This is a genomic window from Streptomyces sp. L7 (assembly GCF_050990935.1).
Lineage (GTDB): Bacteria > Actinomycetota > Actinomycetes > Actinomycetales > Microbacteriaceae > Leifsonia.
In genome coordinates, this window is record NZ_CP194644.1 from 3,395,587 (window position 1) to 3,421,674 (window position 26,088).

The window sequence follows — 26,088 nt, forward strand, 5'->3', positions numbered from 1 at the left end:
GCACCGCGCCCCGCATCCCCGCCGACCACCCAAGCCCCGCACAGAAAGGCACCGGCCATGTCTCCTGAAGGCCTCATCACGAGCGAGTTCGACGACGCCGCCATCATCGACACCGAGGTCGACGCCGCCGCGGTCGTCGCTGTCGACGCCGACGACCCGGACGCTCTCGCGGACCTCGAGCTCGTCGTGCTCGACCTCGCAGGCACCACCGTCGTGGACGACGGCCTCGTCGAGCGTGCCTTCCTGCGTGCCCTCGACGCGGTCGGCCTCGCCGTCACCGACGACGAGCAGAGCCGCGCGCGGGCGTTCGCGCACGCCACGACGGGACAGCCGAAGCTCGCCGTCTTCTCTGCGCTCACGGACGACGAGGACCAGGCGGAGCACGCCAACGCCGTCTTCGAGTCCGCCTACGCCGAGCTCGTCGCCGACCAGGGCCTCCGCCCGGTCCCCGGCGCCGAGGACCTCATCCGGCGCCTCCAGTCGCTCGGTGTCGCCGTGGTGCTCACCACCGGCTTCTCCCGCGCGACGCACGACACGGTGCTCGACGCCCTCGGCTGGCGCGACCTCGCCGACCTCACGCTGAGCCCGTCTGAGGCCGGCCGTGGACGGCCCTACCCCGACCTGCCGCTCACGGCGCTGCTCCGCACCGGAGCGTCGAGCGTCGAGGGGATGGTCGTGGTGGGCGACACCGCGAGCGACATCGCGTCCGGTCTCGCCGCCGGCGCAGGCCTCGTCGTCGGCGTGCTGACCGGCGCCCACGACGAGGACACCCTCATCGACGCGGGCGCGGACGCGGTCATCGCCGGCATCGCCGACCTGGCGGAGCTGCTCGGCCTGGATGAGCTGGAGCGCGCCGACGAGCTGGAGCGCGCCGACGAGCTGGAGCGCGAGTTCGGCGACCCGGACGAGCAGGACTTCGGCCAGCCGGAGGGGCTGACCCGGCAGTGACCATCAAAGCAGTGACCCCGCGCGTCGTCGAGCCGCCGGCGAGCCTGGGGATGGGGGTGAGCGTGTTCCCGTCGGCGACCGCGATGGTGTGGCAGGGTGTCGGGCACCGGCAGGAGGCCGTGGCCGTCCCCGGAGTGCGGCTGGCGCCGGGCGACGCCCTCGTGGAGGTCGAGCTGGCGACGGTGTGCGGTTCGGACATCCACACGGCGCTGGGCCACCGCCTCGCGCCGACACCGCTCGTGCTCGGCCACGAGCAGGTCGGCCGCGTCGTCGCGCTCGGCCGCGGCGGCGCGAAGACGACCGACGGGCGTCGCGTGGCGCTCGGCGAACGTGTCGTGTGGTCAGTCGCCGTGCCGTGCGGCCGCTGCGCGCGCTGCCGCCGGGGCCTGCCGCAGCGCTGCGTCCACCTCCAGAAGTACGGCCACGCGCGGATGCGGCGCGGCTGGGAGCTCTCGGGCGGATTCGCGACCCACACGCACCTCCTCGACGGCACGCCGATCGTGACGGTGCCGGACGAGCTTCCCGCAGCCGTGCTCGCGCCCGCATCCTGCACGACGGCGACCGTCGCCGCGGCACTCGAGGCCGCCGGCGCGATCGTCCCCCTCGACGGCGCGCTCGTCCTGATCACCGGCGCCGGGATGCTCGGCCTGACCGCGTCGGCGATGGCGACGGAGGCCGGGGCGAAGGTCGTCGTCAGCGATCCCGTCCCCGAGCGCCGGGAGGCCGCCCGGCTGTTCGGCGCCGCGGCCGTCGCCGACCCGCGCGCCGCGCCGGACTCCCGCGCGGGCCTGGCGGCGGCCCTGGCGAAGGCCGGCGGCCGGGCGTCGGCGCCCACGATCGCCCTGGAGTTCTCCGGCAACCCGTCGGCCGTGCGGTCGCTGCTGCCCGTGGTCGACGTCGGCGGCGTCCTGGTCCTCGCGGGCTCGCTGTCGGACGGCCCGGAGTTGCCGCTCGTGCCGGAGCAGCTCGTCCGGCGCCTGCTCACCGTCCGCGGAGTCCACAACTACGCGCCGCGCCACCTGGAGCAGGCGGTGCGCTTCCTCGCGGAGGCCGGCACGAAGTATCCGTTCGCCGAGCAGGTCGGCGCGGTGTTCCCGCTCGCGGAGGTGGACGCGGCGCTGACGGTGACCGGGTTCGCCCGGGTCGCCGTCCGGCCGCGCTGACCGGCGATCGTGGCATCGTAGGGGGATGGCCGCCGACCCCTTCGCCCGCTTCTTCGAACTGCTGCGCGCGCTTCCCGAGCCGGTGGATGCCGAGGCCCTGTACGGCGACGATCCGGAGGGCCGGCGGCGAGAGCGCAATCTGCGGCGGTATTTCGCGATGCCGCACGCGCCCGTACTGCTGCTGGGCGAGGCGCCCGGCTGGCGGGGGATGACGGTGACCGGCGTCCCGTTCGTGTCGGCGCGCGAGGCCGAGGCGGGGGTCGTGCCCGGGCTGGAGCTGCCCGCGCATCCGCAGGCGCCGTGGGAGGCCTCCAGCCGGGTGGTCTGGGCGACGCTGAAGGACTGGCGCGGGCCGGTTCCGCTGTCGTGGCCGGTCTATCCGCTGCACCCGTTCGTCGCGGGCACGCCGCACAGCAACCGCACGCCGCGGCCCGCCGAGGTGCGCGCCGGAGCGCCGGTCGCGCTGGAGCTGATCCGGGCGCTGGAGATCGAGACCGTCGTCGCCGTCGGACGCAAGGCGCAAGGTGCGATCGCGACGGCCGGACTGGAGGCCCCGGCGATCCGGCATCCCGCGCAGGGCGGCGCCGCGCTGTTCGCCGAGCAGCTCATCGAACTGAACCACGCGCTGGGACGCTGAGCGCCGCGCGACCGCGACTGCGGGCGCTCAGCGCGCGGGGCGCTTGGGCTGCTGCGTCGTCACATCGTCGATGGTGTCGATCGCATCGCGGAGCCGGTCGAGGAATCCGACGACTGTCCGAGCCTGGTCGTCATCCAGCGTCGCGGCGATCTCGACCAGTTCCTCCCGGACATCGCCGAGGATCGCCCGATGGAGCTCGTCGGTCGGGACCGCGGGCACGATGATGAGCGCGCGGCGGTCGAACGGGCTGGGCTCACGGCGGATGTGGCCGCCCTTCTCGAGCCGGTCGAGTAGCACGGTGACGGAGGAGCTCTGGATGCCGAGGTAGTCGCCGAGCTCCTTCGGGCCCACTGCGATCCCGCGCTCGCGCGCCCGCAGGAGGTAGCGCAGCGCGGAGATGTCGTTGACCGTCAGGTTCATGCTCTTCTCGGAACGGCGCTGCATCTCCGATTCGGCGACCAGGTAGCCCCGGAGGCCCTCCAGCACGTCGAGCGCGCGTCGTCGTTCCGCGTCCGTCCTGCCGGACGCGGATGGCGTCGAACCCGAACCCTTCTCGGTGGTCATGGCTTCGATGATAGGCCGGGTCGCTCCGCCGCGTCAGACGACGGCGGGTTCGGCCGGTTGCGGCGTCACGACGAGCCCGCTCGCCCGGGACGCCAGGTCGGCGAGCGTGTTCAGCCACTGGTCGTCGAGACGTTCGGAGACGGCGGACGCGAACTCGTAGCGAAGGGGAATGGCGTTGTCGATCCAGAGGGCATGCCGGCCGATCCCCTCGGCCTCCTCCGGTGACCAGGTCAGCAGGAACGGCTCGCGCCGGCGGAGCTTCATGGTGATGACGGCCTGCAGGTGCGCGAGCGTCCGGTCGTCGAACGCGAACGATTGGCCGCCGTAGATCAGTGCGCCCATGCTGGTGTCCTTTCACTGGGGCGAGTGGACCTGCGATGAGTATAGCGATAGCTAGGATAACTAGCTATCCATTTTGTGGAACAGTTCTTTTCCCGGTGGGGCGGGGGAATCGGTCGCCACGGACACGATTTAGCTAGACCAGCTAGTTACATCCGGCTATTGTCGTCCGCCCGCTAAGAAGCGGATCGTGACAACGACGTCCCTCGCAGCGCTTGACCAAGGAATCCTCCGGGCGTACTATTCCACAAGGAATAATCCTTTCCGATCATCGCCTCGACAGAACCTCCGAGACCCCATGCCGCACGCCCCGTCCCTCACCCCGCTCGCCGTCGCAGCGCTCGCGCTGCTCGCCGAGGGTCCGACGCACCCGTACGAGATGTATCAGACGCTCGTGCTGCGCTCGGAGGACCGGCTCGTCAAGGTGCGCCCGGGCTCGCTTTACCACACGGTCGACCGCCTCGCCCGGCAGGGGCTCGTGCGCGCGACCGGCACCGAGCGCGAGGGCAACCGCCCGGAGCGCACCACCTACGAGATCACGGAGGAGGGCACGAAGGCGCTCGGCGAACGCGTCGCGGACATCATCGCGACCCCGGTCAACGAGTTCCCCGAGTTCCCGCTCGGCCTCGGCGAGGCGCACAACCTCCCGCTCGAGACCGTGATCGACCTCCTCCGCAACCGCGTCGGCCTCATGCGCGCCGACATCGCCCTGCTCGACGACGGCATCCACCGTGTCCGGTCGAAGGGGCTGCCCGAGAAGTACTGGCTCGACGTGCGGTACCTGCGCACGACGGCGGAGGCCGAAGCCGCCGCCCTCGAAGCCCTCATCGACGACCTCGCCTCGGGAGTCATCTCCTGGGACGAGGAGAAGCAGCACTGAGAGAAAGAATCACATGGAACGCGAACTGAAGCCCTGGCCCGCCCTCTGGGCGCTCGTCATCGGGTTCTTCATGATCCTGATCGACACGACCATCGTGTCGGTCGCCAACCCGTCGATCATGAAGGGCCTCAACCTCGGTACGGACTACAACGCGGTCATCTGGGTCACCAGCGCCTACCTGCTCGCGTACGCCGTTCCGCTGCTGATCACCGGTCGCCTCGGCGACCGCTTCGGCCCGAAGAACATGTACCTGATCGGCCTGGTGATCTTCACGCTCGCCTCGGCCTGGTGCGGGTTCTCCGGCGTCATGGCGGGAGGCGGCATCGCGATGCTGATCACCGCCCGCGTCGTCCAGGGCCTCGGCGCCTCCCTGATGACCCCGCAGACGATGGCCGTCATCACGCGCATCTTCCCGCCGGACCGCCGTGGCGCGGCCATGGGACTCTGGGGCGCCGTCGCCGGCGTCGCCACGCTGATCGGCCCGCTGCTCGGCGGCGTGCTGGTCGACTGGCTCGGCTGGGAGTGGATCTTCTTCATCAACGTCCCGGTCGGCGTCGTGGCCTTCATCCTCGCGATGCGGCTCGTCCCGAAGCTCCCGACTCACACGCACGCGTTCGACATCCTCGGCGTCGTGCTCTCGGCGGTGGGCATGTTCCTCCTGGTGTTCGGCATCCAGGAAGGCGGCACCTACAACTGGGGCGTCATCGGCGACGGGCCGTTCTCGGTCTGGGGTCTCATCATCGCCGGCATCGTCGTCCTGGCCGCGTTCGTGGTCTGGCAGGCGCTGAACAAGAAGGAGCCGCTGCTGCCGCTCCCGCTGTTCCGCGACCGCAACTTCTCGCTCTCGAACGGCGCCATCACGACCGTGGGCTTCGCAGTCACCTGCATGGCCCTGCCGCTGGTGTTCTACTTCCAGACGGTGCGCGGCCTCACCCCGACGCAGTCCGCGCTGATGCTCGCCCCCACCGCCGTGTTCTCCGGCGTGCTCGCACCGATCATGGGCCGGCTGATCGACAAGATCAACCCGAAGTTCATCGCGACGCCCGCGCTGGTGCTGTTCTCGCTGTCGCTGTTCCTCTACTCGCGGATGCTGACCCCGGACGTGAGCATCTGGTGGCTGCTCATCCCGAGCGCGCTGATGGGCATCGCGATGTCGGGCGTCTGGGGGCCGATCTCGGCCGTCACCACCCGCAACCTCCCGATGAACCAGGCGGGGGCCGGCTCCGGCGTGTTCAACACGACACGCCAGATCGGCGCCGTGCTCGGAAGCGCATCGATCTCCGCGCTCATCACCGGCCGCCTCGCAGCCGACCTGCCGAAGGCTCCGAGCGGTGCGGCCCCGACCGCGACCACCGGAACCGAGTTGCCGAGCTTCCTGCACGCCGGGTTCACCCAGGCGATGTCGGAGGCTCTGCTCCTTCCCGCGGCGGTGGCCTTCCTGGGTGCGCTCGTCGTGGTGTGGTGGGCGAAGCCGAAGCCGCCCGCGTGGGGACCGCGCGCCGCTGGGGCGGGTCGTCCCGCCGAGACCGAGCGGCCGGCCGGCGCGGGTGAGCCCGTCGCGGTGGGTGCGGTGGCCGATGGCGGTGCGGCGGCGGCGGCGGCCGACGACGCCTCTGGTGCCGGCGTCCCCGGCGCACCTGCGGGCGAAGCGCTGGACGTGGCCTCGACCACGCCGGAGCACGGCGCGCACGCGGCCGCCGGCCCGGTCGATGCGGTGCAGCACGGCGCGCACGCCGCCGACCCGGTCGCCGACCGCGGCCGCGACGGCGAGGAGCACCACGGCATCCACGCCGCCCCCGCGACCGACTAACGGCGCCATCGCGTGAAGAAGGGAGGACTCCTGGGCCCATCCGGCCCGGAAGTCCTCCCTTCACTGCGTCCCGGCGGCGTGGCGCGCCGGATCGCCTCCGCTGCCTACGCCTCCGCGACCACCCGCACGACGTTCGCCCACGGGTCGTCGAACGACACCGACCGCCCGTCATCCCGCGTCGGCACACCGTAGTGCCGCATCCGCTCGGTCAGCGCGCCCACGTCGTCGGCGCCAGGGAGCCGGAGCTGCACCTCCCCGAGCCCGAGCGCGAGCCGTCGCACGCCCGCGCCGCGGCTGTTCCAGGTGTTCATCGCCATGTGGTGGTGGTAGCCGCCGGCCGACACGAACAGGGCCGACGAGCCGAGCGAGGCCGTGGCCTCGAACCCGAGCCGGTCGACGTAGAAGGTGCGCGCCGACGCGACGTCGCCCACGGACAGGTGCACGTGCCCGACGACGGCGTCGCCGAAGCGCGGGTCGTCCGCGTTCGTCGAGCCGTCCAGAGCGGGGAGCTCGGCCAGCGCCGCGCCGCGTTCGCTGAGGTGCTCGCGGAGGAACGCGTTCGGGTCGAGGTGGAGAGTGTCCATCTCCACCTGACCGTGCGTCCAGCTCCACTGGCTGCGGTCGCGGTCCCAGTAGAGCTCGACGCCGTTCCCCTCGGGGTCGGTGAAGTAGAAGGCCTGCGAGACGAGATGGTCGGCGCTGCCGGTGAACGTGCCGGGCGCGCGCCGTGCGACCGAGTAGACCGCCGCAGCGAGCGCCTCCTGGCTGTCGAACACGATCGCCGTGTGGAACAGGCCGGCCTCGCCGGGGAGGCGTGCTTGAGCTCCGGCGCATGCTCCAGGATCACCGAGGGCGTCGCGCCGCGGCCCAGGATGACGCGGCCTCCCTCAGCGGCGAGCACGGAGAGCGTGACGGCGTCGCGGTAGTAGGCGGTCATCGCGTCGAGGTCGGCGACCCGGAGGGTCACGGCGCTCATCGCGGAGTCGGCAGGGAGCAGTTCGGGCATGGGTAATGCAACACCGGAGCTGCCCGGGGTATTTCAGGTCTCGATCGCGCCGCCGGTCTCGGCGAGGTAGCGCCGCAGGGTGAGCGACGGGTCGGCGGCCTGGAGTTCGCGGTAGCGGGCGAAGTCGAGTTGGGTGCGCAGGGATGCACCGGCACGCATCCGCTCGGACTGCGCTCCCTCCACCGTCTGGATGCGTCGCGCTTCCGCGAAGAGCTCGTCCCGGCGGTCGGCGCCCACCACGAGCACGCCGTCGTCGTCGGCCACGATCCAGTCGGTGGGCGCGACCGCGACGCCGTCGAGCGTGGCGCTGCGCATCGCGGTCCCGGCAGATGGGACCCGACGCGGGCCGAAAGGGATCGCGCCGAGGCTGAACAGCGGGAGGCCGATCTCCCGGAGCTGCGCGGTGTCGCGGTGCAGGCCCCAGATCACGGCACCGGCGAGGCCCGCCTCCCGCGCCTCCAGCAGCATCAGGTCGCCGACGCAGGCCTCGTCGCGCCGGCCGCCGTTGTCGACGACGAGCACGGCGCCGGGAGGCGCGTCGTCGATGGTCTCGAGGAGCACGTCGACGCTGCCGAGGTGGGTGACGGGCGCGGCGGGGCCGCGGAAGGGGCGGCCAGGGAGGAGCGGGACGAGCGCAACCGGCACCGTGCCGACGGGGATGCCGAGGCGGACCGCGGCGTCGGCGACGGCGGCGGTGGGGAGGGATGCGGCGGTGCCGTTGGTGTCCATGTCGCGACGCTACCGCCGCGCTCATGCGCGCGGGGGAATGCGACGTCCTCCACAGCCCGATAACCGGCGCGACTTCTCCACGGATCCAGTTCGGGTCTTCTCCGAAGCGGTCGGCTGCCCAAGGATGGTTCCGGGAGGCGCGATGAGACGGATCGTTCGGCTGGCCGGCCGGTACTGGGTGGTGACGCTGACGCTGGGAATCGGCGTCGTCGGCATCGTACTGGCGCTCGCGGGAGCGGGCTGGCTGGTGCAGTGGCTGTTCAGCGTCTACGCGCTGGTCGTCGCTGCGTGGCAGGCGGTGGGGATGCTGCGCGCGATGGCGCACGGCCGATTCGGCCTCGACATCCTCGCCATCACGGCGATCGTCGCGACGGTGCTGGTCGGCGAGTTCGTGGCCGCGCTGCTCGTCGTGCTCATGCTCACCGGCGGCAACGCGCTGGAGGACTACGCCAACCGCCGGGCCAAACGCGAGCTCGATGCCCTTCTCACGCGCGCCCCGCAGTTCGCGCATCTCGTCGTGGACGGCGGCTACCAGGAGGTGCCGGTCGATCAGGTGAAGGTGGGGGACGCGCTGCTCGTCCGGCCGTCCGAGATCGTGCCGGTCGACGGCGTCCTGGTCTCCGCGCGCGGGGCGTTCGACCAGGCGTCGATCACGGGCGAGAGCATCCCGGCGGAGAAATCGACCGGCGACGAGGTCCTGAGCGGCTCCGTGAACGGGCAGGAGGCCGTCGAGATGCGGGCGACCTCGACGGCCGCCTCGTCGCAGTACCAGCAGATCATCGCGCTCGTCGCGCAGGCGGCGGAGAGCAAGGCGCCGGTCGTCCGGCTTGCCGACCGCTACGCCGTGCCGTTCACCGTGTTCTCGCTGGCCTTGGGCGCGCTGGCGTGGTGGCTGAGCGGCGACGCTGTGCGGTTCGCAGAGGTGCTCGTCCTGGCGACGCCGTGCCCGCTGCTCATCGCGGCCCCTGTCGCGTTCATCGGCGGGATGAGCCGTGGCGCGCGCAACAGCATCATCGTCAAGTCCGGCGGCGTGCTCGAACAGCTCGCCCGGGCGCGCACCGCAGTGTTCGACAAGACCGGCACGCTCACCCAAGGCGCCCCGGCGCTCAGCGAGATCCGTCCGCAGCCGCCGTTCGACGAGGACGGCCTCCTGGCCGCTGTTGCCAGCGCCGAGCAGTACTCGTCCCACGTGCTCGCGGCGTCGTTCATCCAGGCAGCGCGGGAGCGCGGGCTGGAACTGCGCGAGGCGGCCTCTGCGCAGGAGGCCGCGACGAACGGGGTCGTGGCGGAGATCGACGGCCGGGAGGTGGTGGTCGGCAAGTTCGCGTTCGTCGCGTCGCACGTGCCCGACGCGGTGCGGACTGCGATCGCACCCGGCGAGCTGGCCGTCTACGTCGCCGTCGGCGGGCGATACGCCGGTGCGCTGCTGGCGAGGGACCGGCTCCGAGGGAATGCGGCGGCCACCCTCCGCGAGCTCGCAACGCTCGGGGTGACGAACACGATGATGCTCACCGGCGACGCGCAGGAGACGGCGGAGCACATTGCTGCCGAACTCGGCATCACCCGGGTGCGCGCCGAGTGCCTTCCGGCGGACAAAGTCGCCGAGGTGGCGGGCGTCGCGGAGCGTCCCGTGATCATGGTCGGTGACGGCGTGAACGACGCCCCCGTGCTCGCCGCGGCCGACGTCGGCATCGCGATGGGCGCCAAAGGCGCCACCGCGGCGAGCGAGTCGGCCGACGCGGTGATCCTCGTGGACGACATCCACGGCGTCGCCCGCGCCGTCCGGATCGGCAAGGACACCGTGCGCATCGCCCTCCAGAGCATCTGGCTCGGGATCGTCGTCTCGGTCGTGCTGATGCTGATCGCGGCGTTCGGCTTCATCCCGGCGACGGCGGGTGCGCTCATCCAGGAGCTGGTCGACCTCGCGACCATCCTCGCCGCGCTCCGGGCGATCGGAGGGCGCCTTGATGCGCGGGAGGCTGCGGCCGGCCCGCGCGCGGGGACCTACGCCCCGGTCAGCCGCTCCAGCAGCTCCCGGTAGCGGGCGGCTGTGCGCTCCACCACCTCGGCGGGGAGCGCGGGCGGGGTGCCCTGCTTGTCCCAGTTGGCGGCGAGCCAGTCGCGGACGATCTGCTTGTCGAAGCTGGCCATCCGCTCGCCCGGCGTCGCGGCCGTGGCGAACACGCGGGCGTCCCAGTAGCGGCTGGAGTCGCTGGTGAGCACCTCGTCCGCGAGCGTGATCTCCCCGGTGGCGCGGTCTGCGCCGAACTCGAACTTCGTGTCCGCGATGATGACGCCGTGCTCCTCGGCGATGGCCGCGCCGCGCGCGTACACATCCAGCGACAGCCGGCGGAGCTCCTCCGCGACCTCCGCGCCGACCAGCTCGACCGTGCGCTCGAAGCTGATGTTCTCGTCGTGCTCGCCGAGCGGAGCCTTCCACGCGGGCGTGTAGATCGGCTCCGGCAACCGGTCGCCGTCCGTGAGCCCGGCCGGGAGCGGGACGCCGCAGACGCTCTGCGTCGTCCGGTACTCGGCCCAGCCGCTGCCGGTCAGGTAGCCGCGGACGACGCACTCGATCGGGAACATGTCCAGCGGCTTCACGAGCATCGCGCGGCCTGCGACCTCGGCGGGGATGCGCTCGACGACGCGCTCGCCGTCCAGCACATGGTCCGGGATGAGGTGGTTCGGGACGCTGCCGAGGCGGTCGAACCACCACAGGCTGAGCGTGGTGAGCAGCTCGCCCTTGCCCGGGATCCCCGGCTCGAGCACGTGGTCGAAGGCGCTGACCCGGTCGGAGGCCACGACGAGGACGGCGGTGGTGTCGTCCAGCCCGTCCGCCCCCTCGGGGACATAGAGGTCGCGGACCTTCCCGGAGTAGACGTGCTTCCAGCCTGCCAGTTCGCTCACCCGTCCATCGTAGGGGTCGCCCCGCCCGGCCATCGCTTCCGCGCTTCCTCCCGAACACGCCGCGGGAGATGCGAGCCACGCCACGGCTCGTCGCGCGGGTGGACGAACTCGAGGCCGGCCGCCGGGTACGCGCGAAAACCGCCGAGTACGCGAACGATCCACGTACTCGGCGGGTGCACGGTCAGGCCAGCAGCTTCGCCTTCGCGGCGGTGAACTCCTCGTCGGACAGGATCCCCTGCGAGTGCAGCGTGGCGAGTTGCTGGATCTTCGTCATCATGTCGTCAGCGGGAGCCGCCGCCGGCGCCGCGGCCTGTTGCTGCGCCGCCGCCTGCTGCATCTGCGCCTGCTGCTGCTGCTGCTCGGCGGCCTGCTGCTCGTACTTGTCCTCCGCGCGCTGCGCCTGACGCCGCTGCACGTTCCCCGACACCGCCGTGGCCGTGCCGGCGACGACCGCGGTGCGCGCCGCCATCCCGATCAGTCCCGGGCGTCCCATTCGTCCTAAAGGCATGTCCCCACTCCTCAGCTCTCGACCGTCTCGACATCGGTGTCGGACTCCAGGTAGTCCTCGAACTCCCCGGCCACGACCGCGTTGACGACCGGCGCCGGGATGCGCTCGCTGTGGACCACCAGGCCGCCCGCCTGGAAGAACTTGCTGGCGAGCTCCTTTGCCCAGAGGTGCTCGATCACCATGATCGCGCCGGTCGTTCCCGGTTCGATCAGCTCGGCGATCGAGTCGACATCCTCCCCGCCCGCGAGGCCGCCGGCCTCCAGGGTGATATCGGCCATGCCGATCTCGTCGCCGATCTCCTCCAGTTCCACGATCTCGGCCCCGCCGTCGGCGTGCCGCATCACGAAAACGAGATCCAGGAGGCGCACTGTGCCGCTCTCCACCAGGTCGAGGATGGCCTGGACCACCCCGGGCGACGGCCTGTCGTTGTCGAACTGGGCGACGATGAACTCCGCCGGACCGTACTCGAATTCAGCCATCTCACGCCTCCGTCAGCGGGCCGGTCCCGCTTTCACGGCAGACGATACACAGGCGTACTCAGCCCGGCAATGACCGATTTCCGGCCGCCGGAAGGCGCGTAATGTGCACGGTCACATCTCTAGACTGGAACCCTGCGGACACCGCCGTCGACGTCGAGAAGGGACCCTGGTGGGCGAGAAGAACTGGGCAGGAAATCACGAGTACCGGGCGCAGCGGATCGCGCGCCCGACCAGTGTGGACGAGCTCCGCGAGCTCGTGACGGGCGCGACGTCCGTGCGTGCGCTCGGCAGCAGGCACTCCTTCAACGACTTGGCCGACACCGAGGGCGTCCTGGTCAGCACCGCCGGCCTCCCGGCGGACATCCGCATCGACGCCGAGGCGCGCACGGTGACCGTGGGCGGAGGCGTGCGCTACGGGGACCTGGCCCGCGATCTCCAGGCGGCCGGCTGGGCGTTGCACAACCTCGCGTCGCTTCCGCACATCTCGGTGGCCGGCGCGATCGCGACCGCGACGCACGGCTCGGGGGACCGCAACGGCAACCTGTCGACCGCGGTCGCGGGGCTGCGCATCCTCACCGGCTCGGGCGAGCTCGTGGACTTCGCGCGCGGCGACGCCGGCTTCGAGGGCGCGGCGGTCTCGCTCGGGGCACTCGGCGTCGTGACGGACGTCGTGCTCGACATCCGGCCGACCTTCGACGCGCGGCAGCGGCTGTTCGGCGGTGTCCCGTGGGAGGCCGTGACCGGCCGCTTCGACGAGGTCACCTCGGCGGCCTACAGCGTCTCGCTCTTCACGACCTGGGACGAGGACACCGTCTCGCTCGCCTGGCTGAAGGAGCTGGACGGCGCCGAGACGGAGATCGGAGACGACTTCTTCGGCGCACCGGCGCTCACCGAGGCTCGGCACATGATCGCGGCGATGGACGTCCGCAACACGACCGAGCAGCTCGGCGTCGTCGGGCCGTGGAGCGAGCGCCTCGCGCACTTCCGGTTCGAGTTCACGCCGTCCAACGGCGCAGAGATCCAGTCCGAGTACCTGGTGCCGCGGGCGCGCGCGGTGGAGGCCATCCAGGCGGTGCGCGAGCTCGCCCCGGTCATCGCACCGCTGCTGCAGATCAGCGAGATCCGCACCGTGGCGGCCGACGACCTGTGGCTGTCGAGCGCGTACGGCACGGATGCGGTCGGTCTCCACTTCACGTGGTTCCGCGACCAGGCCGGAGTGGAGGCCGTGCTCCCGGCCTTGGAGGCAGCGCTCCTGCCGCTCGGTGCGCGCCCGCACTGGGGCAAGCTCTACCTCGATGTCGACGGCGTCGTCCCCGCCCTCTACCCGAAGCTGGACGACTTCCGCGCCCTCGCAGCGTCCCTCGACCCCCACTCCCGCTTCCGCAACCCCTTCCTCACCCGCCTCCTCGGCTAAGCAGCCATCGCTTCCTCACTTTCTCCCGCAACACGCCGCTGCGGGGCGGGAGAAAGTGAGGAACAGATGGTTGGACGGGGTTAGGAGCGGGATACGCGGGCGGCGATGTCGGTGCGGTACTGGGCGCCGGGGAGGTGGATGCGGGCGACCGCGTCGTACGCGCGCTCGCGCGCCTCGTCGAAGCTCGTGCCGCGGGCGACGACGGAGAGCACCCGGCCTCCGGTCGCGAGCAGCGCGCCCGTTTCCGAATCCAGCGCGGTCGCGGCGTGCGCGATCGTGACCTCGGGGACCTGCGCCGCCTCGTCCAGCCCGGTGATCGGCCGGCCTGTCTGCGGAGCCTCCGGGTAGCCCTCGCTGGCGAGCACCACGGTCACCGCCGTGTCGAAGGCGAACTCGGGGCGCGGCATCCCGGACAGTTCGCCTGTCGCAGCCGCGTAGAGCAGCGACGACAGCGGCGTCAGCAGCCGTGGGAGGACGACCTGCGTCTCCGGGTCGCCGAACCGCGCGTTGAACTCGATCACGCGGATGCCCTGGGGCGTCAGGATGAGGCCGCAGTAGAGGAGGCCGATGAACGGCGTCTGCTCGGACGCGAGCTGACGGACGGTCGGGAGGGCGATGGTGTCGATGACCTCGTCCACGAAGTTCTCGGGCAGCCAGGGGAGCGGCGAGTAGGCGCCCATCCCGCCCGTGTTCGGCCCGGCGTCGCCGTCGAGGAGGCGCTTGTAGTCCTGCGCCGGGCTCAGCGGCAGGACGGTGTGGCCGTCGCTGACCAGGAACAGCGAGACCTCCTCGCCGTCCAGGAACTCCTCGATCAGCACGCCGCCCTGCGTCAGGTAGTGGCGCGCGTGTTCTACGGCCGCGGCGCGGTCGGAGGTCACGATGACGCCCTTGCCTGCGGCGAGGCCGTCGGCCTTCACGACGTACGGCGCACCGAACTCGTCCAGCGCGCGCTCGGCCTCGGCGAGCGTGCTCGCGCGGGCGGCGCGTCCGGTCGGCACGCCGGCCTCCTCCATGATGCGCTTGGCGAAGGTCTTCGAGCCCTCCAGCTGCGCGGCGGCGCGGCCGGGGCCGAACACCGGGATGCCGCGCGTGCGCAGCGGGTCGGCGACGCCCGCGACCAGCGGAGCCTCCGGGCCGATGACGACGAGGTCGATCCCGTGCTCGATCGCGTACTCGGCGACGGCGGCGCCGTCCAGCGGGTCGAGGCCCGGCTCGACGGGGACGTCGGCAGCGATCCCGGCGTTGCCGGGGGCCGCGACGATCGCGTGCCCGGCCTCCTCGGCCAGGAGCGCGGTGATGATGGCGTGCTCGCGGGCACCGGAACCGAGGACCAGAATCTTCACGCGACCCATGCTAGAGGGCGCGGACCCGGGCGTCAGACCCGGCCGTCCGACCCGGGTGCGAGGATGGAGCACATGGCCAGAGCGAAGATCACCGACGAGGTCGGCGGCACGGCGGTCCGCAGCGCGCTCGCGGAGGACGCCGACCGGAACACCACCGCGACAGCCGTGCGCTACCTGCTCCAGCTCCTGGCCGAGCGCGCGCCCGGCAACACGGTGGAGGTGCGGGTCCCGCCGTTCGGCGCCGTGCAGTGCATCCCGGGCCCGCGGCACACCCGCGGGACGCCGCCGAACGTGATCGAGACCGACGCCGCGACCTGGCTGGCGCTGGCCTCCGGGAGCCTCTCGTGGCCGGACGCGCTAGCCTCCGGCTCCGTGCACGCGTCCGGCCAGCGCGCGACCCTGGGCGGCCTCCTCCCGCTCCGCTTCTGACCCCCCGCCGCCGGCCGCGCAGGGGTCGCAACATGCCGTCATCCGACGGCGATAACGGCATGTTGCGCCCCCTCTCCGCAGTGGGCATCCGCTCAGGTGCGGTGCGCGAGAATGGGGGCATGAGCTCGAACCCGGAGGAGTCCGCCGTGCCCGACGAGGCGCGCGCCGCCGATGCCGCCGAGCCCGAGCAGCCCGAGCCCGCCCCGGACCCCGAGGTCGACGCCACGGTCACCGAGGCGCAGGTGCGCGTCCACCGCTCGCCGCGCTACTTCCGCTTCATGCTCACCGGCGCGATCGTCTTCGGCATCATCGCGCTCATCCTCACCTTCGCCTTCCCGGCGAACCCCACCTACGACCGCGGCCAGGTCTTCGGCTTCCTGCTGGCGATCTGCGCCACGATCGGCGTCGCCGTCGGCGCTCTCGTCGCCCTCCTGATCGACCGCGCGGTCACCCGCCGGGCACGCACCGTTCAGGCGGATAGAATCGACGTGCGCCTTCCCGACACCGGCGCCGAGCTCGACACCGAGCGCGGCGCGGAGCCGGGTCCCGATGCGGACGGGACGCAGAGCAACGGCTCGCGGCCCTCCGTCGACAGCTGAACATCCCGATATTCCTCGAGAAAGGGGCCCGCTGTGGCCGGAGGCGACGGTCGTCTGAGTCATGATCTTCTGCCCGGTGAGAAGGGGCCGCAGGACGCCTGCGGAGTCTTCGGAGTGTGGGCGCCCGGCGAGGAGGTCGCCAAGCTCAGCTACTTCGGCCTCTACGCCCTGCAGCACCGCGGGCAGGAGTCCGCGGGCATCGCGACGAGCGACGGCAGCAAGATCCTCATCTACAAGGACATGGGCCTCGTCTCCCAGGTGTTCAACGAGAACGCGCTCAACTCGCTGACCGGCCACATCGCCGTCGGCCACACGCGCTACTCCACCACCGGCGCCTCGAGCTGGCAGAACGCGCAGCCGACCCTCGGCCGCACGTCCAGCGGCACCGTCGCGCTGGGCCACAACGGCAACCTGACCAACACCGCCGAGCTCATGCAGCTCGTGCACGACCGCTACCCGCAGCTCGACGGCGAGCTGTCCCGCGGCAACACGACCGACACCGCCGTCGTCACGGCGCTGCTCACCGGCGACCTCGACCACACGCTGGAGGCCACGGCTGTGGAGGTCCTGCCCAGGCTGCGCGGCGCGTTCTGCCTGGTCTTCATGGACGAGCACACGCTGTACGCGGCGCGCGACCCGCAGGGCGTCCGCCCGCTGGTGCTCGGCCGCCTCGAGCGCGGCTGGGTGGTCGCATCCGAGACCGCGGCGCTGGACATCGTCGGCGCGAGCTTCGTGCGCGAGGTGGAGCCCGGGGAGCTGATCGCGATCGACGAGAACGGCCTCCGCACGCAGCGGTTCGCCGAGGAGAAGCGTGCCGGCTGCGTCTTCGAGTACGTCTACCTGGCCCGGCCGGACACCACCATCGCCGGCCGTGGCGTCTACGAGGCGCGCGTCGAGATGGGCCGCCGGCTCGCCCGCGAGCACGAGGTGGAGGCCGACCTGGTCATCCCGACGCCCGAGTCCGGCACCCCGGCGGCGATCGGCTACGCGCAGGCGTCGGGCATCCCGTTCGGCCAGGGCCTGGTGAAGAACTCCTACGTCGGCCGCACCTTCATCCAGCCGTCGCAGACCATCCGCCAGCGCGGCATCAAGCTCAAGCTGAACCCGCTCAAGGAGGTCATCAAGGGCAAGCGCCTCGTGGTGGTCGACGACTCGATCGTGCGCGGCAACACGCAGCGTGCGCTCGTCTCGATGCTGCGGGAGGCCGGCGCGGCGGAGGTGCACGTGCGCATCTCCAGCCCTCCCATCACCTGGCCCTGTTTCTACGGCATCGACTTCGCCTCCCGCGCGGAGCTGATCGCGACCGGACTCGGCGTGGACGAGGTCCGCCAGTCGATCGGCGCGGACTCTCTCGGCTACCTGTCGGAGGACGGGATGATCGCCGCGACCGACCAGCCGCGCGAGCGCCTGTGCACCGCATGCTTCACCGGCGTGTACCCGATCCCGCTGCCCGACGCGCACCACCTCGGCAAGAACCTTCTGGAGCGTCCGGGGGACGACGCGGCAGAGCGCGCGGCGACGGTCGAGCCGACCGACACCGGCGCGGACGCGTCGAGCGACGGCTGCGAGCCGGGGCCGGACTCCGAGTACGAGCGGCTGCTGTCGTTCGGGGACCCGGGGCGGCAGGAGTAGTCCCCGCGTCCGGCGGTCGCGGTCGGCGGCGACTGAGGCGCCCGGATACCATGGAGCAGTGACCGAGCCCACCGCATCCTCGTCCTCCTCCTACGCCGCTGCCGGCGTCGACACCGCTGCCGGCGACCGCGCCGTCGAGCTGATGAAGGCCGCAGTCGCACGCACGCAGGGCCCGCAGGTGCTGGGCGGGGTCGGCGGCTTCGCGGGCATGTTCGACGTGTCGGCGCTGAAGGCCTTCCGCCGCCCGCTGCTCGCGACCTCCACCGACGGCGTCGGCACCAAGGTCGCGATCGCGCAGGCGCTCGACAAGCACGACACCATCGGCCAGGACCTGGTCGGGATGGTCGTCGACGACATCGTCGTGGTGGGCGCGCGTCCGCTGTTCATGACCGACTACATCGCCTGCGGCAAGGTCGTCCCCGAGCGCATCGCGGCGATCGTCGCCGGCATCGCCCGCGCCTGCGAGGAGACCGGCACGGCGCTGGTCGGCGGCGAGACCGCCGAGCACCCCGGCCTGCTCGGCCCGGACGACTATGACGTCGCGGGCGCAGCGGTCGGCGCGGTGGAGGCCGACGAGCTGCTGGGCGCGGAGCGCGTCCGCGACGGCGACGTGGTGCTGGCGCTGGCGTCGTCCGGCATCCACTCGAACGGCTTCTCGCTCGTTCGTCACATCCTCGCCCAGCGCGGCATCGCCTTCACCGACACGCTGGACGAGTTCGGCGGCACGGTGGGCGAGGCCCTCCTGGAGCCGACGCGCCTCTACACGTCGCCATTGCTGCGCATGCTCGGGACCCCGTCGTTCGCGGGCGCCGTCCACTCGCTCAGCCACGTGACCGGCGGCGGCATCGCCGCGAACCTGGCGCGCGTCCTCCCGGTCGGCTCGTGGGTGGAGGTCGACCGCTCGACATGGTCGCCGAGCCCGGTGTTCCGCGTGCTGAGCGACCTCGCCGGCAGCTCCCTGGAGTCGTCGGAGGGCACCTGGAACCTCGGCATCGGGATGTTCGCCGTCGTGGCGCGGGAGGCAGCGGACGCGATCGCGGCAGCGATCACGGCGGACGGGATCCCGACGTGGCGAGCGGGTGTGGTGTCGACGGCGACGCGCGATCTGGCCGGGTTCGAGCAGGGCGCGAAGGGCGTCGACGGCGGCGCGGTGCGACTGGTCGGGGCGTACGCCGGCTGAGTCGCAGCCGCTGCTGTCGTCGCGGGAGGACTCCTCCCCGGATCGCGCGCCGATCTCCTCCGCCGACCGCGATCCGGCTCTCTCGGGCACCTGATCTCCTCCGTCGGCGACATCGCTCCACGTGACCCGTTCGTGGAGGCGCGGACGATCGCGGCCTCCCGCTAGGGTGGCCACTGTGACCCCCGTGCCCGCCTCCGCTCGGCGTGCGCGCTGGGGGCGGCGCTCGTCGCCGTGGCGCTCGCGGGGGCGCCCGCGTTCGCGAGCACGCCGACGCCGACACCGACTCCCACCCCGGCGCCGACGGCCGCGTCCGCCGCCCTCACCCCGCTCGTGGACTGCGTGCAGGACGCCCCGCTCGGCGTCGTCACCTCCCGCACCGTCGTCCTCGGCTACCGCTCGACGGCCTCCGCTCCGGTCACCGTGACCCCCGGCTCCGGCGCCGACGACCTGTCGCCGGGCGCGGCCGACCGCGGGCAGCCCTCGACCTTCCAGCCTGGCGAGCACCACGGCGCGTGGCTGCTGACGGTGGATGCCGCGGCCGAGCCGTCGCTGACCTGGACGCTGGGCGGCCGGTCGGTCGCCATCGACGCGACGGCCCCGGCGTGCACGGACGCCACGGCAATCGTGCTCAGCGCACCGGCGACCGCCTCCTCCGGCACCATCGCCGTGTCCGCGACCGTCACCCGGTTCCTGCTCGGGCCGCCAGAGGCAGGGACCGTCGCCTTCGCCGTGGACGGGGGAGCCTCCACGAGCGTCGCGGTCGGCGTGGACGGCGTCGCCCGCGCCGACCTGCCCGCCCCGGCCGCCGGCGCGCACACGATCACGGCGACCTTCGGCCCCACCGGCGGGTCCACCCTCCGACCGGCGACGGCCACCGCGCCCCTGACCGTCACGGCGGCCTCGGGCTCCCTCGCTGTCGCGGCCGACAGCGTCGTCTCGGGCAGCACCTCCGTCACCGTCCATGTGACGCGCACGGGCGCCTCCGACCCGGTCACTGTGGACTTCGGGACGGTGGACGGCACGGCACACGCCGGACCCGACTATGTCGCCGCGTCCGGGACGCTCGCCCTCGCCGCCGGCCAGGCCGCCACGACCACGACGGTGAGCCTGCCTGCGCGCGCCCCGGCTCGCCGGCCTCCGTGTTCTTCGTGGTCCTGCAGCGCGCGACGGCGGACGTCAGCGGCGCCGTCGCGATGGTGTCGCTGCCGGCGGTCCCGGCCGCGGCCGTGGCGTCGGTGGCGGCGGGAGGCACGGGCGGCGGGGGCGCGGCCGGGACGGCCTCCGCACTCCCGCAGGGCGACCCCACCGCGCACCTGCCGGTCGCGAGCGCCCCGGTCGGCCAAGACCTCCTGTTCCTCCTCGGCGCCGGGGTGATCGTCGTCGGAGGCATCGCGGGCGTCGTCGGCCTCTTCCGTTCGGTGCGCCCGCGCGACGCGCTGCTCTGACGCGCTGCTCTGACGCGCTGCTCTGGCCCGCTGCTCTGGCCCGCTGCTCCGACGCCCATGACAAACGTCACCCCGGATCCCTGACGGACTCCCTGCGCGGCCCGGCCGCCCTCCCGGCACTCTGAGACGGTGAACACCTCACCAGCTATCCGCCTCAGCGGTCTCCGCAAGACCTTCGGGTCGCTCACCGCCGTCGACGGCGTCGACCTCACCGTGCGCGCTGGGGAGGTCATCGCCCTCCTCGGCCCCAACGGCGCCGGCAAGTCCACCACCATCGACCTCGCGCTGGGACTCGCACGCCCGACCGCCGGCATCGCCGAGCTGTTCGGCGGCGACCCGCGCCACGCGATCCGGGAGGGGAGGGTCGGCGCGATGCTGCAGGGCGGCGCGCTGCTCCCCACCCTCACCGTCGCCGAGTCGGTCGCGCTCGTCGCATCGGCGCACAGGCACCCGCTCAGCGTCGCCGAAGCGTTGCAGCGTGCCCGCTGCACCGAGATCGCCAAGCAGCGCGTCTCCAAGCTGTCCGGCGGGCAGATGCAGCGGGCCCGCTTCGCCGTCGCCGTCGTGTCGAACCCGGACCTGCTGTTCCTGGACGAGCCGACCGCCGCGATGGACGTGGAGGCCCGGCGCACCTTCTGGCTCTCGATGCGGGAGTTCACCGAGCAGGGCCGCACCGTCGTCTTCGCGACCCACTACCTCGACGAGGCGGACGCCTACGCCGACCGGATCGTCATGCTCGCCCGCGGCCGCGTCGTCGCCGACGGCACGCCCGCCGAGGTGAAGGCCGTCGTCTCCGGACGCCGGATCGCCGCCACCGCCGGCTTCGTCTGGACCCCGGCGGTCGCCGCCGAGGTCGGCGCCCTCCCCGGCGTCCGGTCCGTCGATCACCGCAACGGGCGCCTCACGATCGTCAGCGACGACTCCGACGCCACCCTCCGCGCCCTCCTCGCCGCGCACCGCGACCTCCACGACATCGAGGTCACCGCGCACACGATGGACGACGCCTTCCTCGCCCTCACCGAGTCGCCGGACGACGGCCCGCGCGATGCCGCGCCGTCCCGGCCCACGCTGTCCGACCCCGAAGGAGCCCTCCGATGAGCATCGCCTACCTGGGACGCGAGTCCCTGCGCCAGCTCAAGAACATGCGCGCCATGATCTTCACGCTCGCCGTCCCGCTCGTCATGCTGCTGGCCTTCGGCGGCACGTTCGGAGGCCGTGGCCAGGTCGACGCGGTGACCCACCTCCCGTGGATCGTCGTCACGACCATCCAGGTGTCCGCGTACGGCGGCATGATGGCCGCCCTCTCGCAGGCGTTCAACATCGTCACCGAGCGCTCGCTCGGCTGGAACCGCCAGCTCCGGGTCACCCCGCTGACCGGCACCGGCTATCTGGTCTCCAAGCTCGTCGCGGCCCTCGCACTCGCGCTGCTCAGCATCGTCGTCATCGTCACCGTGTCGATCGCGCTCTACCACCCCGACCTCCCCGCGGTGAGCTGGATGCTCGCCTGCCTGGCGATCTGGGGCGGCGTCGTGCCGTTCGCTCTCCTCGGCATCCTGATCGGGCAGTTCGCCAAGCCGGAGTTCGCGCAGCCGCTGTTCATGGCCGTGTTCATGGGGATGGCGGTGCTGGGCGGCCTGTGGGTCCCGCTGCAGATCTTCCCCGCCTGGGTCGCGAACGTCGCGCAGGCCGTGCCGTCGTACTGGCTCAACCGGGTCGGGCAGCTCGGCGCGCTGCAGAGCGGCGACGCCCTCACCCCGGCACTCGTGCTGACCGCGTGGACGCTCGCCCTCGGCGCTCTGATCGTGTGGCGCTACCGGCGTGACGCGGCCCGTGGCTGAGCCGCAGGCGATGGGCCGCGATCGGCCGGGCCGCGGCTGGCTAGGGTAGGGACGTGTTCAGCAGCGAGGTCGAGGAGTACCGTCCCACCGGGGTGCGGGCGCGGCTGACGCACCGCTCCGCCTACCGCTGGTACCCCGGCGCGTTCATCGGCCTGCTGTACCAGATCTCCGTGCTCGTCGGCCTCTGGGCCTCACCCGGCGCCCTGGGCACCAAGGTCGTCGCGACCGCGCTGCTCGCCCTCGTCTATGCGGGTTTCCTCGCCCTCCCGCCGATCCTGTGGTGGGAGGGCGAGCGCTACCGGCTGATCGGCGTGCTGGCGTACTTCGCGCTGACGCTGATCCTCATCCCGTTCATCGGCCTGGACACGCTCTGGACGTGGGTCTACGTCGCCTCCGTCGCGGGGATGTCGATCGCGCGCACCTGGGTCGCGAACACGATCATCGGCGCGCTCGGGGCGGTGCAGGTCATCGTGTTCCTTCTCACGGACACGTTCGCGGACGCCTGGTTCATCGCCCTGATCACGGTCTCCATCGGCATCATGATGAGCGCCTTCGCCCGCCAGATCGACACCCTCCGCCGCCTCCGGAACGCGCAAGGCGAGATCGCCCGGCTCGCCGTGGTGGAGGAGCGGGCCCGGTTCTCGCGCGACATGCACGACGTCCTCGGCCACTCGCTGACGGTGGTGACGGTGAAGTCGGAGCTCGCGCGCCGGCTCATCCCGGTGGACCCGCGTCGCGCGGAGGACGAGCTCGCCGACATCGAACGCCTCACCCGCTCCGCCCTCGCCGACCTGCGCGCCGCCGTCGCCGGCTACCGCGAGATGAGCCTGTCCACGGAGCTCGCCGCCGCCCAGGCCGGGCTCGCCGCCGCCGACATCCAGGCGCACCTGCCGCGCAACGGCGAAGACGCCGTACCGGAGCTGCGCGAGCTGTTCGGCTGGGTGCTGCGGGAGGGCGTGACCAACGTGATCCGCCACTCCGGCTCCCGCAACTGCTGGGTGACGGTGGAGCCGGACGCCCTCCGCATCGAGGACGACGGCCGCGGCCCGGCCCCGTTCGGCGCGGAGCGCCGCGAGCTCGTGCTCGGGTCCGGGATCGCCGGGCTGACCGACCGCGCGCGGGAGTTCGGCGCCGCGGTGACGGTGGAGGCCGGGCCGCGTGGGGGGACCCTGCTGACGGTGCGGAGGCTGCGCGCGTGACCCTCCGCTTCAACGCCGCCACGCGGGTCACCGCCCGGCCCGCGATCAGGAGGACCGCCCCGTGACCATCCGCCTGCTGCTCGCCGACGATCAGGCCCTCGTCCGCGGCGCGCTCGCCGCCCTCCTCGACCTCGAGGCCGACCTGGAGGTCGTCGCTCAGGTCGGCCGCGGCGACGAGGTCCTGGGCGCGGCGCGCGCCTCCGCCGCCGACGTCGCCCTCCTCGACGTGGAGATGCCCGGGCTCGACGGCATCCAGGTCGCGGCGCAGCTCGCGCGCGACCTGCCTTCCTGCCGTTCGCTCATCGTGACGACGTTCGGACGCCCCGGCTACCTGCGCCGGGCGATGGAGGCCGGCGCCGCCGGGTTCATCGTGAAGGACACGCCCTCCGGCCAGCTCGCGGACGCCGTACGCCGCGTCGCCTCCGGGCTGCGCGTCGTCGACCCCGCGCTGGCCGCCGAGTCGCTGGCGTCTGGAGCGTCGCCGCTGACCGTGCGGGAGGCCGAGGTGCTCGCGGTGGCAGGCCAGGGCGGCACGATCACGGACATTGCGCGCCGCCTCCACCTCAGCGACGGGACGGTGCGCAACCATCTATCGAGCGCGATCGGCAAGACGGGCGCGCGCAACCGCTCCGAGGCTGTCGCGATCGCGACCCGTCAAGGGTGGCTCTGAGCGCAGGGGCGCGCTCCTGCGTCACCACGACCCGTCGGCGTCGGGTCAGAGCGCCCGCTCGGGTGATCGCGGGCCGGGTGCCGGTGCGCCGCGTCGAGGTTCAGGTGATCGGCGGGATGACGCGGTCAGGCTCAGGCGCGCTTGGGCGTCTCCGACTCGCTGTCCTCGTACTCGTCCTCGTCGGCGTCGTCGTACCCTGGGGTGTCGTCCTCGCCATCCGGGTTGTAGTCGGCCCACGCGTCGTACTGGTGCTCGTCGTCGTGGTGGGAATGTCCGGTGAGCTCACGCTCGAGCGCGTCGTAGTTGACGTTCGGGCTGAACGACTTCAACTGACGAGCGATCTTGGTGTGCTTTGCCTTTTGACGGCCGCGCCCCATGCGTGACCCCCTTTTGGTCCTGCCCGGAGAATGGCACCGGGGATCCAACAGAAACAGTGAAAACTAGCGTCGAGTTTAGCATGGTGGCCCCAATGAACCCCGAGTTCCCGCACAGCGTCGGATGATGGAATGAGCGCGTGATCAGTGGCATGACCGACACCCAGGTGGTGATCGTCGGCGCCGGCCAGGCCGGGCTGGCGGTCGCCTACTACCTGCGCCGGTTCGAGTTGGTCCCCGGCCAGGATTTCGTGATCCTGGACCGCGGTCCGGGCACCGGAGGCGCCTGGCAGCACCGGTGGGACGCGCTGCGTCTCGGAAGCGCCCACCATGTGAACGATCTCCCAGGAATGGCGGAGCTGGGTCTCAGCTTCGAGACGGCGGACCGCGCCCTCCCGGCGAAGGACATCGTCGCCGGCTACTACCGCCGGTACGAGGAGCACTACGGCCTGGAGGTTCAACGGCCGGTGACCGTCTCGCGGGTTTTCGACCGCGGCGCCGACCTCGTCGTCGCGCACGATCGCGGCGAGACGCGCACCCGGGTCGTCGTGAACGCGTCGGGCACGTGGGGCGCGCCGTTCATCCCGTGGTATCCGGGGATGAACGACTTCGCGGGCCGTCACCTGCACACGTCGTCGTACGTGTCGGCGGAGGAGCTCGCCGGGCAGTCGGTCGTGGTGGTCGGCGGCGGCACGAGCGCGATCGGTTTTCTGCTGGAGCTGGAGGGCATCGCCGAGAGCCTGACCTGGGCGACCCGCCGCCCGGTGGACTTCCGCAACGAGTCGGAGCTGACGATCGAGGGCGGCGTGGCGGCCGTCTCCGCCCAGGACGCTGCGGCCCGCGCCGGCCTTGCCCTCCCGAGCATCGTCAGCGGGACCGGCGTCCCGCGCACACGGCGCGTCGCGGCCGGGATCGACCGGGGGCTGCTGGTGGAGCGCGAGATGTTCTCCCGCATCGAGCCGGACCGCGTCGTCTGGGCGGACGGCTCGACGACGAAGGCGGACGCCATCATCTGGGCCACCGGCTTCCGCCCGGAGCTGCGGCACCTCTCGCCGCTGAAGCTGCGCGAGAAGGCCGGAGGCCTCACGGTGGCGTCCGGTGCGTCGTGGGACGACTCGCGGATTTTCCTCGCGGGCTACGGCCCGCAGGCGAGCACGATCGGCGCGAACCGCGCCGGCCGCGTGATCGCGCGCCAGATCATGGCCCAGATCTAGCCGCATCCCTCCGACATTCGTGCCGAATGTTGACCCTGCGCGCGCGAAAGCCGCGATTCGTGCCGAATGTCCAGCTCGCATCCGGCGAAACGCGCACGAAACGCACGGCGGCGAGAATGGACGCATGACTCCACAAGAGCCGAACCTCTTCGCGCCACAAGCGCAGAACCCGGACACACCCCCGCGCATCCCCGTCACCGTCTCCATCACCCGCCGCGTCGACCCCGACCGCCTCCCCGAGGTGACGCATTGGGTCCAGGCGGGTGTCAACCTCGCCAACACCTACGAGGGCTTCCTCGGTTCCGGCTGGGTGCGCGCGAACGCCCACTCGCACGAATGGCACATGCTGTACCGCTTCGCCGACGCCGCGTCGCTGGAGGCGTGGGAGGCGTCCGACGAGCGCGCCGAATGGCTCTACGAGGGCCGCGAGCTGGTCGAGGTGTCCCGCGTGGAGCGCCGCACCGGAATCGAGGGCTGGTTCGACGAGCCGCAGCCCGGAGTCCCGGCCGCCCCGCCGCGCTGGAAGCAGGCCGTCACGATCTGGCTCGGATTCTTCCCGCTCTCGCTCGTCTTCACCTACGTCACGTTCTATCTGGTACCCGGCTGGCACCAGCTCTGGCCGCTCGCGACCGTGCTGATCACGACGCTGCTGCTCACGCCGACGATGACCTACTTCCTCCTCCCGTTCGTCACCCGCGTCCTGCACCCCTGGCTCGTGCGCCGCTGAGCCCAGCCACCCGCCGAGTACGCCGAATATCGCCGTAATCGGCGGTTTTCGTCT

29 protein-coding genes and 1 pseudogene are annotated in these 26,088 nt (G+C 72.2%); 19 read left to right on the plus strand and 11 right to left on the minus strand.

Translation table 11 applies throughout. The features are described from left to right. Positions 1–57 precede the first annotated feature (57 nt). Genes ACR5MH_RS17265 through ACR5MH_RS17275 form a run of 3 tightly spaced genes read left to right on the plus strand, consistent with a single transcriptional unit; the run spans position 58 to position 2,748 of the window. Positions 58–948, plus strand: a complete 891-nt coding sequence (locus tag ACR5MH_RS17265) for a phosphonatase-like hydrolase (protein WP_431348309.1) — start codon at positions 58–60, stop codon at positions 946–948. Next, a complete protein-coding gene (locus ACR5MH_RS17270) occupies positions 945–2,111 on the plus strand; it encodes an alcohol dehydrogenase catalytic domain-containing protein (RefSeq protein ID WP_431348310.1) in 1,167 nt (388 codons plus the stop codon). The genes ACR5MH_RS17265 and ACR5MH_RS17270 overlap by 4 nt, the downstream gene beginning before the upstream one ends. A 25-nt stretch (positions 2,112–2,136) precedes the next feature. Further along, positions 2,137–2,748 (plus strand): uracil-DNA glycosylase, encoded by a 612-nt coding sequence (locus ACR5MH_RS17275; protein ID WP_431348311.1) that lies wholly within the window; start codon positions 2,137–2,139, stop codon positions 2,746–2,748. Positions 2,749–2,775: 27 nt separating this feature from the next. Here ACR5MH_RS17275 and ACR5MH_RS17280 read toward each other — a convergent pair whose 3' ends face one another. Both ACR5MH_RS17280 and ACR5MH_RS17285 read right to left on the minus strand, forming a co-directional pair. Beyond that, positions 2,776–3,312, minus strand: coding sequence for a MarR family winged helix-turn-helix transcriptional regulator (locus ACR5MH_RS17280; protein ID WP_431348312.1), 537 nt, complete (start codon positions 3,310–3,312; stop codon positions 2,776–2,778). A 33-nt stretch (positions 3,313–3,345) separates the two neighbouring features. Beyond that, the gene (locus tag ACR5MH_RS17285; protein WP_431348313.1) at positions 3,346–3,654 is read right to left on the minus strand and encodes a hypothetical protein; all 309 of its coding nucleotides are present in this window, start codon (positions 3,652–3,654) and stop codon (positions 3,346–3,348) included. A gap of 295 nt (positions 3,655–3,949) precedes the next feature. On the opposite strand from ACR5MH_RS17285, the gene ACR5MH_RS17290 reads away from it, so the two are divergent. Together ACR5MH_RS17290 and ACR5MH_RS17295 are read left to right on the plus strand one after the other, a co-directional pair. Continuing rightward, complete coding sequence (locus ACR5MH_RS17290; RefSeq protein ID WP_431348314.1) at positions 3,950–4,531, plus strand: PadR family transcriptional regulator; 582 nt, start codon at positions 3,950–3,952, stop codon at positions 4,529–4,531. A gap of 13 nt (positions 4,532–4,544) precedes the next feature. Further along, positions 4,545–6,341 carry a DHA2 family efflux MFS transporter permease subunit gene (locus tag ACR5MH_RS17295; RefSeq protein ID WP_431348315.1) on the plus strand — a complete coding sequence of 599 codons (1,797 nt, stop codon included), beginning with the start codon at positions 4,545–4,547 and terminating at the stop codon, positions 6,339–6,341. 104 nt (positions 6,342–6,445) lie between these two features. Here ACR5MH_RS17295 and ACR5MH_RS17300 read toward each other — a convergent pair whose 3' ends face one another. Further along, the gene (locus ACR5MH_RS17300) at positions 6,446–7,117 is read right to left on the minus strand and encodes a VOC family protein (protein ID WP_433861989.1); all 672 of its coding nucleotides are present in this window, start codon (positions 7,115–7,117) and stop codon (positions 6,446–6,448) included. A gap of 263 nt (positions 7,118–7,380) precedes the next feature. Continuing rightward, complete coding sequence (locus tag ACR5MH_RS17305; protein WP_431348317.1) at positions 7,381–8,076, minus strand: RraA family protein; 696 nt, start codon at positions 8,074–8,076, stop codon at positions 7,381–7,383. A gap of 142 nt (positions 8,077–8,218) precedes the next feature. Between ACR5MH_RS17305 and ACR5MH_RS17310 the strand changes: the two genes are divergently transcribed. Further along, positions 8,219–10,117, plus strand: coding sequence for a heavy metal translocating P-type ATPase (locus ACR5MH_RS17310; protein WP_431348318.1), 1,899 nt, complete (start codon positions 8,219–8,221; stop codon positions 10,115–10,117). Here ACR5MH_RS17310 and ACR5MH_RS17315 read toward each other — a convergent pair. The 3 genes from ACR5MH_RS17315 to ACR5MH_RS17325 form a co-directional block, all read right to left on the minus strand. Next, positions 10,081–10,983, minus strand: a complete 903-nt coding sequence (locus ACR5MH_RS17315) for a phosphoribosylaminoimidazolesuccinocarboxamide synthase (RefSeq protein WP_433861990.1) — start codon at positions 10,981–10,983, stop codon at positions 10,081–10,083. The two genes, ACR5MH_RS17310 and ACR5MH_RS17315, sit on opposite strands and share 37 nt — an antisense overlap. Before the next feature lie 181 nt (positions 10,984–11,164). Next, a complete protein-coding gene (locus tag ACR5MH_RS17320) occupies positions 11,165–11,476 on the minus strand; it encodes an SHOCT domain-containing protein (protein ID WP_431348320.1) in 312 nt (103 codons plus the stop codon). Between the two features lie 26 nt (positions 11,477–11,502). Further along, positions 11,503–11,970 (minus strand): DUF6325 family protein, encoded by a 468-nt coding sequence (locus tag ACR5MH_RS17325; protein ID WP_431348321.1) that lies wholly within the window; start codon positions 11,968–11,970, stop codon positions 11,503–11,505. A 169-nt stretch (positions 11,971–12,139) separates the two neighbouring features. Between ACR5MH_RS17325 and ACR5MH_RS17330 the strand changes: the two genes are divergently transcribed. After that, a complete protein-coding gene (locus ACR5MH_RS17330) occupies positions 12,140–13,384 on the plus strand; it encodes an FAD-binding protein (RefSeq protein WP_431348322.1) in 1,245 nt (414 codons plus the stop codon). A gap of 80 nt (positions 13,385–13,464) precedes the next feature. Here ACR5MH_RS17330 and purD read toward each other — a convergent pair whose 3' ends face one another. Beyond that, positions 13,465–14,727 carry a phosphoribosylamine--glycine ligase gene (purD, locus tag ACR5MH_RS17335; RefSeq protein ID WP_431348323.1) on the minus strand — a complete coding sequence of 421 codons (1,263 nt, stop codon included), beginning with the start codon at positions 14,725–14,727 and terminating at the stop codon, positions 13,465–13,467. Between the two features lie 72 nt (positions 14,728–14,799). On the opposite strand from purD, the gene ACR5MH_RS17340 reads away from it, so the two are divergent. The 4 genes from ACR5MH_RS17340 (at position 14,800) to purM (ending at position 18,567) form a co-directional block, all read left to right on the plus strand. Beyond that, positions 14,800–15,156: a sterol carrier family protein gene (locus ACR5MH_RS17340; protein ID WP_431348324.1), complete on the plus strand. Its 357-nt coding sequence runs from the start codon at positions 14,800–14,802 to the stop codon at positions 15,154–15,156. Between the two features lie 119 nt (positions 15,157–15,275). Next, a complete protein-coding gene (locus ACR5MH_RS17345) occupies positions 15,276–15,755 on the plus strand; it encodes a hypothetical protein (protein WP_431348325.1) in 480 nt (159 codons plus the stop codon). 33 nt (positions 15,756–15,788) lie between these two features. Beyond that, a complete protein-coding gene (purF, locus tag ACR5MH_RS17350; protein ID WP_431348326.1) occupies positions 15,789–17,387 on the plus strand; it encodes an amidophosphoribosyltransferase in 1,599 nt (532 codons plus the stop codon). A gap of 58 nt (positions 17,388–17,445) precedes the next feature. Then, positions 17,446–18,567: a phosphoribosylformylglycinamidine cyclo-ligase gene (gene purM / locus ACR5MH_RS17355; RefSeq protein ID WP_431348327.1), complete on the plus strand. Its 1,122-nt coding sequence runs from the start codon at positions 17,446–17,448 to the stop codon at positions 18,565–18,567. 161 nt (positions 18,568–18,728) lie between these two features. On the opposite strand, the gene ACR5MH_RS17360 is transcribed toward purM, so the two are convergent. Then, positions 18,729–18,935 (minus strand): hypothetical protein, encoded by a 207-nt coding sequence (locus ACR5MH_RS17360; protein WP_431348328.1) that lies wholly within the window; start codon positions 18,933–18,935, stop codon positions 18,729–18,731. Positions 18,936–18,956: 21 nt separating this feature from the next. Beyond that, the gene (locus tag ACR5MH_RS17365; protein WP_433862692.1) at positions 18,957–19,541 is read right to left on the minus strand and encodes a hypothetical protein; all 585 of its coding nucleotides are present in this window, start codon (positions 19,539–19,541) and stop codon (positions 18,957–18,959) included. On the opposite strand from ACR5MH_RS17365, the pseudogene ACR5MH_RS17370 reads away from it, so the two are divergent. The 6 genes and pseudogenes from ACR5MH_RS17370 to ACR5MH_RS17395 form a co-directional block, all read left to right on the plus strand. Beyond that, positions 19,531–19,617, plus strand: a pseudogene (locus ACR5MH_RS17370) (hypothetical protein); the annotation flags it as partial. The gene ACR5MH_RS17365 and the pseudogene ACR5MH_RS17370 sit on opposite strands and share 11 nt — an antisense overlap. Positions 19,618–19,706: 89 nt before the next feature. Continuing rightward, a complete protein-coding gene (locus ACR5MH_RS17375; RefSeq protein ID WP_431349501.1) occupies positions 19,707–20,012 on the plus strand; it encodes a hypothetical protein in 306 nt (101 codons plus the stop codon). A 129-nt stretch (positions 20,013–20,141) separates the two neighbouring features. Then, complete coding sequence (locus tag ACR5MH_RS17380) at positions 20,142–21,110, plus strand: ABC transporter ATP-binding protein (protein ID WP_431348330.1); 969 nt, start codon at positions 20,142–20,144, stop codon at positions 21,108–21,110. Next, positions 21,107–21,850: an ABC transporter permease gene (locus tag ACR5MH_RS17385; RefSeq protein WP_431348331.1), complete on the plus strand. Its 744-nt coding sequence runs from the start codon at positions 21,107–21,109 to the stop codon at positions 21,848–21,850. The genes ACR5MH_RS17380 and ACR5MH_RS17385 overlap by 4 nt, the downstream gene beginning before the upstream one ends. A 53-nt stretch (positions 21,851–21,903) precedes the next feature. After that, entirely contained in the window at positions 21,904–23,049 is a 1,146-nt protein-coding gene (locus tag ACR5MH_RS17390) for a sensor histidine kinase (RefSeq protein ID WP_433861991.1), read from the plus strand. Positions 23,050–23,110: 61 nt separating this feature from the next. Further along, complete coding sequence (locus ACR5MH_RS17395; RefSeq protein WP_431348333.1) at positions 23,111–23,719, plus strand: response regulator; 609 nt, start codon at positions 23,111–23,113, stop codon at positions 23,717–23,719. Positions 23,720–23,850: 131 nt separating this feature from the next. Here the strand turns inward: ACR5MH_RS17395 and ACR5MH_RS17400 are convergent, their stop codons facing one another. Next, complete coding sequence (locus tag ACR5MH_RS17400; RefSeq protein WP_431348334.1) at positions 23,851–24,096, minus strand: DUF3073 domain-containing protein; 246 nt, start codon at positions 24,094–24,096, stop codon at positions 23,851–23,853. A gap of 149 nt (positions 24,097–24,245) precedes the next feature. Here ACR5MH_RS17400 and ACR5MH_RS17405 point away from each other — a divergent pair, with 149 nt between their 5' ends. Both ACR5MH_RS17405 and ACR5MH_RS17410 read left to right on the plus strand, forming a co-directional pair. Beyond that, positions 24,246–25,307, plus strand: a complete 1,062-nt coding sequence (locus ACR5MH_RS17405) for an NAD(P)-binding domain-containing protein (RefSeq protein ID WP_431348335.1) — start codon at positions 24,246–24,248, stop codon at positions 25,305–25,307. 124 nt (positions 25,308–25,431) lie between these two features. Next, positions 25,432–26,034 carry an antibiotic biosynthesis monooxygenase gene (locus ACR5MH_RS17410; protein ID WP_431348336.1) on the plus strand — a complete coding sequence of 201 codons (603 nt, stop codon included), beginning with the start codon at positions 25,432–25,434 and terminating at the stop codon, positions 26,032–26,034. The last annotated feature ends 54 nt before the right edge of the window (positions 26,035–26,088 follow it).

Excerpts from the sequence above, each read along its gene's own strand:
- ACR5MH_RS17280 (WP_431348312.1), bottom strand. The coding sequence starts at position 3,312 with ATGACCACCGAGAAGGGTTCGGGTTCGACGCCATCCGCGTCCGGCAGG.
- ACR5MH_RS17285 (WP_431348313.1), bottom strand. The coding sequence starts at position 3,654 with ATGGGCGCACTGATCTACGGCGGCCAATCGTTCGCGTTCGACGACCGG.
- ACR5MH_RS17275 (WP_431348311.1), top strand. The coding sequence starts at position 2,137 with ATGGCCGCCGACCCCTTCGCCCGCTTCTTCGAACTGCTGCGCGCGCTT.
- ACR5MH_RS17345 (WP_431348325.1), top strand. The coding sequence starts at position 15,276 with ATGAGCTCGAACCCGGAGGAGTCCGCCGTGCCCGACGAGGCGCGCGCC.
- ACR5MH_RS17320 (WP_431348320.1), bottom strand. The coding sequence starts at position 11,476 with ATGGGACGCCCGGGACTGATCGGGATGGCGGCGCGCACCGCGGTCGTC.
- ACR5MH_RS17400 (WP_431348334.1), bottom strand. The coding sequence starts at position 24,096 with ATGGGGCGCGGCCGTCAAAAGGCAAAGCACACCAAGATCGCTCGTCAG.
- ACR5MH_RS17295 (WP_431348315.1), top strand. The coding sequence starts at position 4,545 with ATGGAACGCGAACTGAAGCCCTGGCCCGCCCTCTGGGCGCTCGTCATC.
- ACR5MH_RS17305 (WP_431348317.1), bottom strand. The coding sequence starts at position 8,076 with ATGGACACCAACGGCACCGCCGCATCCCTCCCCACCGCCGCCGTCGCC.
- ACR5MH_RS17290 (WP_431348314.1), top strand. The coding sequence starts at position 3,950 with ATGCCGCACGCCCCGTCCCTCACCCCGCTCGCCGTCGCAGCGCTCGCG.
- ACR5MH_RS17410 (WP_431348336.1), top strand. The coding sequence starts at position 25,432 with ATGACTCCACAAGAGCCGAACCTCTTCGCGCCACAAGCGCAGAACCCG.
- ACR5MH_RS17325 (WP_431348321.1), bottom strand. The coding sequence starts at position 11,970 with ATGGCTGAATTCGAGTACGGTCCGGCGGAGTTCATCGTCGCCCAGTTC.
- ACR5MH_RS17265 (WP_431348309.1), top strand. The coding sequence starts at position 58 with ATGTCTCCTGAAGGCCTCATCACGAGCGAGTTCGACGACGCCGCCATC.
- ACR5MH_RS17385 (WP_431348331.1), top strand. The coding sequence starts at position 21,107 with ATGAGCATCGCCTACCTGGGACGCGAGTCCCTGCGCCAGCTCAAGAAC.
- ACR5MH_RS17405 (WP_431348335.1), top strand. The coding sequence starts at position 24,246 with ATGACCGACACCCAGGTGGTGATCGTCGGCGCCGGCCAGGCCGGGCTG.
- ACR5MH_RS17340 (WP_431348324.1), top strand. The coding sequence starts at position 14,800 with ATGGCCAGAGCGAAGATCACCGACGAGGTCGGCGGCACGGCGGTCCGC.
- ACR5MH_RS17310 (WP_431348318.1), top strand. The coding sequence starts at position 8,219 with ATGAGACGGATCGTTCGGCTGGCCGGCCGGTACTGGGTGGTGACGCTG.